The sequence below is a fragment of the Streptomyces sp. HNM0645 genome, from assembly GCF_030056615.1.
In the GTDB taxonomy this organism is placed as follows: Bacteria; Actinomycetota; Actinomycetes; order Streptomycetales; family Streptomycetaceae; genus Streptomyces; species Streptomyces marianii.
Window position 1 is genome coordinate 1 of record NZ_JASHLT010000092.1, and the last position, 8,072, is coordinate 8,072.

8 protein-coding genes and 1 pseudogene are annotated in these 8,072 nt (G+C 69.3%); 7 read left to right on the forward strand and 2 right to left on the reverse strand.

Going from position 1 to position 8,072, the window contains the following annotated elements; all coding sequences use genetic code 11:
- Positions 1 to 47 precede the first annotated feature (47 nt).
- From QMZ92_RS35205 to QMZ92_RS35220, 3 genes are all read left to right on the forward strand, one after another.
- Positions 48 to 623 carry a GGDEF domain-containing protein gene (locus QMZ92_RS35205; RefSeq protein WP_502962217.1) on the forward strand — a complete coding sequence of 192 codons (576 nt, stop codon included), beginning with the start codon at positions 48 to 50 and terminating at the stop codon, positions 621 to 623.
- Positions 624 to 1,841: 1,218 nt separating this feature from the next.
- A complete protein-coding gene (locus QMZ92_RS35215) occupies positions 1,842 to 2,411 on the forward strand; it encodes a carbonic anhydrase (protein ID WP_283301927.1) in 570 nt (189 codons plus the stop codon).
- A 276-nt stretch (positions 2,412 to 2,687) separates the two neighbouring features.
- A complete protein-coding gene (locus QMZ92_RS35220; RefSeq protein ID WP_283301929.1) occupies positions 2,688 to 2,867 on the forward strand; it encodes a hypothetical protein in 180 nt (59 codons plus the stop codon).
- A 422-nt stretch (positions 2,868 to 3,289) separates the two neighbouring features.
- Here the strand turns inward: QMZ92_RS35220 and QMZ92_RS35225 are convergent, their stop codons facing one another.
- Positions 3,290 to 3,562, reverse strand: coding sequence for a response regulator transcription factor (locus QMZ92_RS35225; protein ID WP_283301931.1), 273 nt, complete (start codon positions 3,560 to 3,562; stop codon positions 3,290 to 3,292).
- A 698-nt stretch (positions 3,563 to 4,260) separates the two neighbouring features.
- Between QMZ92_RS35225 and QMZ92_RS35230 the strand changes: the two genes are divergently transcribed.
- Positions 4,261 to 4,644: a preprotein translocase subunit TatB gene (locus QMZ92_RS35230; protein WP_283301933.1), complete on the forward strand. Its 384-nt coding sequence runs from the start codon at positions 4,261 to 4,263 to the stop codon at positions 4,642 to 4,644.
- A gap of 637 nt (positions 4,645 to 5,281) precedes the next feature.
- Here QMZ92_RS35230 and QMZ92_RS35235 read toward each other — a convergent pair.
- Positions 5,282 to 5,518: a hypothetical protein gene (locus QMZ92_RS35235; protein WP_283301935.1), complete on the reverse strand. Its 237-nt coding sequence runs from the start codon at positions 5,516 to 5,518 to the stop codon at positions 5,282 to 5,284.
- 27 nt (positions 5,519 to 5,545) lie between these two features.
- Here QMZ92_RS35235 and QMZ92_RS35240 point away from each other — a divergent pair.
- The 3 genes and pseudogenes from QMZ92_RS35240 to QMZ92_RS35250 all read left to right on the forward strand — a co-directional run.
- A pseudogene (locus QMZ92_RS35240) lies at positions 5,546 to 6,412 on the forward strand (IS256 family transposase); the annotation flags it as partial.
- A 567-nt stretch (positions 6,413 to 6,979) separates the two neighbouring features.
- Positions 6,980 to 7,447 carry a hypothetical protein gene (locus QMZ92_RS35245; RefSeq protein ID WP_283301937.1) on the forward strand — a complete coding sequence of 156 codons (468 nt, stop codon included), beginning with the start codon at positions 6,980 to 6,982 and terminating at the stop codon, positions 7,445 to 7,447.
- Positions 7,448 to 7,702: 255 nt separating this feature from the next.
- Positions 7,703 to 8,072: helix-turn-helix domain-containing protein (locus QMZ92_RS35250; RefSeq protein WP_283301939.1), on the forward strand; the 370-nt coding region annotated here is incomplete at its 3' end.

Here is an 8,072-nt window from a genome sequence, read left to right on the forward strand (position 1 = left end):
CGCCGTCGCGGGCACTCCTTCGAGGGACGGGCAGGCAGAAACCGCCCGTGACAACTGCCCGCCCGCTACACTCCCACCGCTCGACGTTCCCCCAGGTCAAGCCACGAAGTACTGCTGGAGTACTAGTCCGGGAAAACAGGTTCAAGCGGATCAACGACACGCTCGGACACGCGGCCGGGGACGCCGTCCTCGCTGCCCTCGGCGCCCGGCTCACCGCTTGGGCTGGCCCGCGCGCAGCCGTCGGCAGGCTCGGGGGCGATGAGTTCGCCGTCGTCCTGGCGCTGCCCGCCGCCCGCCGCCCGCACCGTCTCGCGCAGCTGGTACGGACGCTGGACACGCCGGTCGTCCTGGGCGACGGCCAGGCGGTGGATGTCGCCGCCTCGGTCGGCGCCGCAACCCCGGACGTGATCGGCACCCGTGACCTGACCGTTCTGCAGCGGGCCGCCGACGCCGCCCTGCACGCCCCCGCCTCCCGCACCTACTACGACCGATGCCGGACCCGCGGGAAGACCCATACCCAAGCCCTCCTCCGACTCGCTCGCCACCGCATCAGCGTCCTGTACGCCATGCTCCGCGACGGCACCTTCTACGAGTCACGCGTCCCCGAGACAGCCGCCGCATGACCAGCCCGGGCTTGACGAAAGACATAGAAGCACCCCCCACCCACCCACCCACCACCACCCGGTCGTACTCCGCCGCGGACTGCGCGTCACCCGTCGGTCTCCCCGGCCGCGCTCGGTCTCCTCCGGCCATCCGGAGTGGGCTTCGCGGCATCTCGGGAGCCGCTGATGGTGGGCGTGGAGCGCCGCGTACAGCTCGGCGTTGCAGAACGGCACGCGGCGCGTCCGGGGCCTCGGCGCCAGACAGCGGGCAGCACTCCTGTCCCGCTTCTCCTCCCGTCCCGCGCCTGCCCCGTTGCCCGCAGGCGGCCCCGTGCCCGGCTGGTTCTGCACTCGGATGCGCAGAGACCCCGGCACTCTGGGCGAGTGGGGCCGTCAGTGCTGGGAACGTCCTGCATGCTGTGCGAGGCGGCGGCGTTCGAGGGCCGCGGCGAGGGTGTAGGCGCCGCCGCCTGCGACCGCAAGGACCCAGTAGAAGTCGGGGGTGCCGNGCGTTCGAGGGCCGCGGCGAGGGTGTAGGCGCCGCCGCCTGCGACCGCAAGGACCCAGTAGAAGTCGGGGGTGCCGAGGAAGAGCGCGGGGCGGAGGTCAGGGCCGGCCAGACGCCGAGGCCGTAGTGCAGCAGGTTGCGACGTGCGGCGCCTTCGGCGAGGTAGAGCATGCCGACGATGAGGCCGGATCCGGCGGGCCAGAGGATGGACTGCAGTTCCGGCATGTCCAGGGCGGACGTCAGGCCGGTGATGGCGAGGAAGAGGGCAGCGAAGGCGGCGATCCAAGAGGCGCCGAGCAGCTTGTATGACAGGACGTCCGGGCCGGTGGCTCCGCGCTGGGCTCGCAAGCCGGCGACGGTGGCCTGGGTGATGCCGGTTGCCAGCCCGATGCCGAGGAGTTCGGAATCAGGGCTTCACACCGCCGCCGGAGCCGGTTCTGTGGGCCGTCTGCGGCAATGTGGCCCGCGCCCGCTCGCGCCTGCTGCCAGGGCATCCACACCACGCTGAACACTTGGCCTGGTCAAGACGCAGGGACGTGTCTGAGCAGCACCGAGGGGACCGACCGATGGACAGAGCCGGACGTCCGGATCGTAGAACGCTGCTGACCGGCGGACTCGTGGGCGCCGCGGTCGCACTTGCGGGGTGCTCATCGACCAGGGCCGCCTCGCCGGTAGCCAGCCCTTCACCCCAACCGCGGATCACCACGCCCGCCGCGGCGTTCGCGAGGCTGATGGAAGGCAACGAACGCTGGGTGAGCGGAGACCTTCAGCACCCCGACCGGGATCCGGACCGGCGTCAGTTCGTGGCCCAGGAGCAGCAGCCCTTCGGCGCGATCCTCGCATGTATCGACTCCCGAGTGCCGCCCGAACTCCTCTTCGACACCGGCCTGGGTGACCTCTTCGTGATGCGCACGGGTGGGGAGGCAATCGGCCCGGTGGTCACCGGGTCCGTCGAGTACGGGCCCATGACGAGTGGCACCCCCCTCATCATGGTCCTCGGGCATCAGCGCTGCGGCGCCGTCAAGGCGGCGTACGAGTCCCTTCGTGACGGCAAACCCCTGCCCGGCAACCTGCAGGCGATCGTCAAAGCCCTCCAGCCGGCGTACGAGCAGGCAGTCCGGGAGGGTGGCGCCGACCCGGTCGAGACCATGACCCGCGCTCAGGTCACGCTGACCGCGGCCGATCTGCGCTCCAACCAGGACCTGGCGCCCCTCGTGGGAAAGGGCGCCCTCGCCGTGGTCGGCGCCTACTACTGGCTCGACACCGGCAAGGTGGAGGTCCTGGCCGGCACGCCCTCCTGACCGGTCGGACGAGTCAAACACGCGTTTTCAGGTCGGTGACGGACGGCCGGACCGCTCCCCGAGGCGCCCCGAATCAGCTCACACTCGGCATCACAGGCAGACCATCGCCGCAGGCATCCCCCACGGCCTATCCGGAGACAGGCCGGCTCCGAACTACTCGTGTCAGGCGCGCGCAAGCGGCGGCACCGTGTGCGAGGCCCGGGTCCCGTGCGCCCGACCCGGCCTGTGTCGAGGACATCCGAAAGGCCCCCGCGCCCCGGGAGGAAGGTGCTTCGGATGGCCGTTTCCTTCCGGATACGTCGCCTTGTGGCCAGCACGGCCGCCGCAGGTGTGCTCGCCGGCGGAGTCTCCGCGGCCTACTTGAGCACTGCCGCCGCCACGCCCCCACCCGCCCTCGCGCAGGCCTCCCAGCCGATGGGCGACTCCGGGGGCCCGGACGGGGACCGCTGCGAGTGACGCAAAGGCCACTGGGAGAAGAAACGGGTCGACGACCGCTGGGAGTACACCTGGGTCAAGGCCGCGGGAACTGCCTCGACAACCAAACGATGCCGCTGACCGGCCACGAGACCCCCTGACAGGACCAGCGGCCGTATCCCTCCACCCGGCGCCGTCGTTGCCACCCGACGCTCGCCGTTCGTTCCCTGTCGAATCGCCCGTCGAGGGCCCCCGACACTCCTTGGCCGGAACAAACGGGGCCCTCACCACACCCGCACCCCGAACCCGTGACCAGGCGGTGGCTGCTTCGTTGACCGCGGCGACGCGTGCAATCAACCGTCCCCACGGACAAGCGCGCCGAGGGCCCCGGACCGCGCCCGGCCACGGGCCCTCCTCCCACTCCCCCGACGCATTCTCCGCAGGGCGATGCAGAGGCCGGATGGTCATATCCATCCCTCTTTCTGGGCTAAGCGTATGGCGTCGCCCCGGCTGCGCGCGCTGGTCCTGCGGACGGCCGCGGCCAGATAGTTCCGCACCGACCCCACGGCAAGATCCAGCTTCCGGGTGATCTCCGACACCGTCGCTCCGTCCGCCGCAAGCTCCAGGACCCGCAGTTCACCGCGGGTGAACGGCATCTCCCCCCTACGGCGGAACGCGGCGGCAAGGGTGGGAGCCACATACCCTTCACCGCCGGCCACCCGCTCGATGGCCTCCACCAACCGGCGCGAATCGGCGTCCTTGTCCGCATAACCTATGGCCCGTGCCGCGAACGCCTCCCGCAGCCGCCTGGGACAGGCCACGGTCGGCCAGGACCACCAACCCCGCACCGCTCCCCGCGAGGACCTCCGCCGCACCGCCAGCCCGATGCAGGCCCGGGCAATCGGCATCCACACACACGTCCGGACGTAACGAGGCCACCACGGCGGACATCCCGGACCAGGAAACGGCACGCACCTCCACAACGACTCCCGCCCGAGCAGGGCGACAAGCGCGGACCGCACCAGCCTCAACTCGTGCACCACCACACCCGAACCATCCCGAACCCCCAAGCCCCAGACCAGCCATCCACCACCCGACCGACACACCCTTACCGGCCAGAACCCCCTCAACCCCACCCGGGCCGAACACGGGCACGCAGCCGGCTATGGAAGGGAGGACGCCGCGCACCCGCGTGTCCGGATCGTCTGCGGTCGCCCGTATTCGTGTTTGGAGCGGTCTGCTCTTCACGGCGATTCTTTCGAATCGTGCGTCACATGAAGATCACAGCTTATTACCGGTAAGGAAGTAGCGGGCGTGTGCTGAATTCCCGTCGGGGCTCTGCCAGAGTTTTCCGCGGGTCGCCGGATTTCCGCAGGCAACCCACGTGACCACTGGTTCCTTCGCCGGTAACCCGGCGAAGACGAAAGGAGTGCCCGTGCCGAAGTTTGCTCGCGTCGCCGCAGCCGCCGCAGCCGCCGTCCTGGCCGGCGGAATGTTCGCCCCGGCAGCGTCTGCATCCTCCTCGCACCCGTACACCTGCGCCAACCAGAGCATCGGAGTGAACTGCTCCGGCGTCATCACCGTCAACGACGTACTCAACGGCACCACCATCAACATCGGCGGCATCAGCGCCCTGAACGGCACCCAGATCAACGGCCTCCAGGCCGCCCTGGTCAACGTCGCCGACAACAACGTCAACGCGCCCGTCACCGTCCAGATCGGCGCGCTGGAAACCACCGCCATCACCACCCTCGCCGGCTACGGCAAGACCGTACTGCCCACCAACATCAACGTCTGCGCCGGAAGCATCTGCGTCTGACACCCGCCCGAGGAGACGGCCCGCTCCGGAAGCGCTCCCCCGGAGCGGGCCACCCCACACCGATGGCCCCGACCGCACCCGGCCGGGGCCATCACCACACCCGCCGCTGCCGCTTCTGGAGTGATGCCGCTGGGCGAAGAGAGTGAGGATCCGGTGCGACGCCGCAATCTCCTGGCCGGCCTGGTCGGTGCCGCCATGGCAGCCGTCCTGGGCCCTGTCCCGACAGCCTCCGCCCGGCCGGCACTCGCAGGCCTCGAGGACCTCCTTCTGCACCGCCCCGCCGCGCCCCTCGGGCTCGAGCCGACGCCGGCCACCGTGAGCACCGCGATCAGCGCCGCACGCAGCGAGTTCAGCGCCTGCCGCTACGACACCCTCGCCCGCGCGCTGCCCTCCCGGATCGCCCTCGCCCAGGCCCTCGGCACCGACGGCCATCGCGAACAGGCCGCGACCGCGGCGGCCGAGCTGTACAACCTTGCGACCCGGCTGTGCATCAAACTCGGGCCAGCGCTGCGGCGGCTGGAGTCGATCCGGCCGCTCGCGCCTTCGATGCTGAAGGGCCCGAGCAGCAGGACAGCCAGCCCTGCGTCGACGGCGGGTACAGCCGCTACCCCCTCCCAGAGGGGTACAGGTTGTACCTCTATGCTGCGACGCCGAGTTGACGCGCCAGGCCCCGGGCGTCTTCACGGACGAGCGCGCTGCCGTTCTCCGACAGCTCCACGGCCGCGCCGCGCGCGAACAGGTCGAACCGCACGGTCTCCGGGCTGGCCTCGTACGCCTTCTGCAACAGGTGCACGACCGAGACGGACTCACCTTGCAGGCTGTAGGCGCGGGCGGTCTCAATGATGTGGAACGAACGACGCGTGGACGATTGCATGGTGCCAAGATCGATACGCGTTGCGGCGTCGACCGCCTCTCCGGCACGCTGTCGAAGTCCCAGGTCAGCGCGATGGCCAAGCACCTGGACGAGCAGGTCGCGGCCTTCCGCAACCGGCCCCTGGACGCGGGGCCGTATGCCTTCGTCTGGGTCGACGCGCTCACGCAGAAGGTCCGCGAGGGCGGCCGCATCGTCAACGTGCACGCGCTGATCGCGGTCGGCGTCAACGCCGACGGCCACCGCGAGATCCTCGGCCTGGACGTGGCCACCGCTGAGGACGGCGCCGGCTGGCTCGCCTTCCTGCGTTCCCTGATCGCCCGCGGCCTGTCCGGCGTCCAGCTCGTCATCTCCGACGCCCACGCCGGCCTGGTGGACGCCATCGGCGCGGTGCTGCCCGGCGCGTCGTGGCAGCGCTGCCGCACCCACTACGCGAGGAACTTGCTGAGCCAGGTGCCGAAGTCGGCCCAGCCCTGGGTCGCCACGCTGCTGCGGACCGTGTTCGAACAGCCCGACACCGACGCGGTGAAGGCCCAGATGACCCACGTCCTGGACGCGCTGGACGCCAAGTTCCCCAAGGCGGCAACCCACTTGGACACCGCACAGCACGACCTGCTCGCCTTCACCCCCTTCCCCCGGGAGATCTGGCGGCAGATCTGGTCGAACAATCCGCAGGAACGGCTGAACAAGGAGATCCGGCGCCGCACCGACGTGGTCGGCATCTTCCCCGACCGCACCGCCGTCATCCGGCTCGTCGGCGCGGTCCTGGCCGAGCAGAACGACGAGTGGACCGAGGCCCGCCGCTACATGGGCCGCGAACTCCTCGCCAAGGCCCGACTCCACCCGATCGAGTCAGAAACCGACGACCCCGCCCTGCCCACCGAACTCACCGCATAGCCTCAAAGACGAGATCACCGAGTGGCCGTCGATACACCACTCCAGCGGACGTGACCGGACGTCTCATGTCGTTGTCTTCACTGGTTGCGCGTGAGTGGCGTGTGAGCCAGTTTCGCTCGGACCGCCAGGCCTCAGGCGAACCTGCCCCGGCACCACCCGGTGACGGCCCAGACCAAGCTGGGCGAGAGTGAGCCGCCCCTCCGAGCATCACACAGCGCTCGCCTCACCCCACGGTCAGCCGCTCCTGCGCGATCGGATGGAGTGGATGGCCCCGGTTACCACGTGCCTCGTGGCAGGGACCGCCGCAGCAACGTGATCCTTGCACTCCGAGGGAAGAAGGAGAACCAGGAAGAGAAGGACGGTCTCAAGGGGTACGGCGTAGTTCCGGCATCGGCCGCGTAGCCGCAGGTCTCGTTGCAGGATCAACCGACTACGCCGGGGCCGTGCCCCGTGGGGCGGCGTTCTCCAACATCCACCCTTTCGGACTTCTAGTAGTGCGGATTCACTCGCCGCGAGATTAGCGTGGAGGTCGCCCAGCCGACACTCGGTCACGGAAGAGGGATTGCAATGAAGGTGTCATCAACCTCACGTCTCTGCGCATTGGCTGCCCTCGGACTGGTGGTCAGCGCGCCATCCGCATACGGGAATGCTGAACGGGACCAGGGCCGACAGAAAGTGGAAGTCATTACTGTCATCTCGCGTACAGCCGGCGGTTCTTTCCCCAACAGCACGGCAGACCTGTTCGACGAGAAAGGCAACCAGGTGGGCTTCTCCACGACCAACTGCACTGTGATCACAGATCCTCGAACGGTCTCGTGCTACGGCGCCTACGTGCTGGAAGGCAGAGGTCAGATCACCTGGCAAAATGCGACCCGCAATGAATCGACGCCATTCCTGACCGCAATCACCGGGGGGACCGGAAGGTATTGCGAGGCCCGCGGGCAGATCCGTGTGATTCGCACCCAGTCTGACCCCCAGGGGGGCCTCTCGCAATTGAAGGTGTTCAAGGGTCAGAAATGCCCAGACTCGGCTTGATCGAGGCCGGCGCGGCCGAACATCTGGCGTTTGAGCATTTTCAGTCGGTTGATGTTGCCCCTGAGGTTGAAAGGGTGGGGTGACAGGGGGCGTTGGCGGTGCTACATCCTCGTCATGAGGTACGCGGATGGCGGCGGTCTGACCGCCGCGGGGCGGGCGAAGCGTGAGGCGGTGCGTTTCGATGCCGTGGAGATGTTCGAGCAAGGGGNGAAAGGGTGGGGTGACAGGGGGCGTTGGCGGTGCTACATCCTCGTCATGAGGTACGCGGATGGCGGCGGTCTGACCGCCGCGGGGCGGGCGAAGCGTGAGGCGGTGCGTTTCGATGCCGTGGAGATGTTCGAGCAAGGGGTGCGGCCGCCGGAGGTGGCCCGCCGGTTACGGGTGTCGCGGAAGTCGGCCTACGCCTGGCACGCGGCCTGGCGGGACGGCGGCAGATCAGCCCTGGCCTCGAAGGGGCCTGGTGGCTTTCCCTGTCAGCTCAGCGACGACCAGACCGATTGCCTGCAGGCCGAGTTGGAGGCCGGACCGGCCGCGCACGGCTGGTGCGAGGATCAGCGGTGGACCCTGGCCAGGGTCGCGGAGCTGATCCATCGCCTGTTCGGCTACCGGTACACCCCGCGTGGGG

Excerpts from the sequence above, each read along its gene's own strand:
- QMZ92_RS35215 (WP_283301927.1), top strand. The coding sequence starts at position 1,842 with ATGGAAGGCAACGAACGCTGGGTGAGCGGAGACCTTCAGCACCCCGAC.
- QMZ92_RS35220 (WP_283301929.1), top strand. The coding sequence starts at position 2,688 with ATGGCCGTTTCCTTCCGGATACGTCGCCTTGTGGCCAGCACGGCCGCC.
- QMZ92_RS35235 (WP_283301935.1), bottom strand. The coding sequence starts at position 5,518 with ATGCAATCGTCCACGCGTCGTTCGTTCCACATCATTGAGACCGCCCGC.
- QMZ92_RS35245 (WP_283301937.1), top strand. The coding sequence starts at position 6,980 with ATGAAGGTGTCATCAACCTCACGTCTCTGCGCATTGGCTGCCCTCGGA.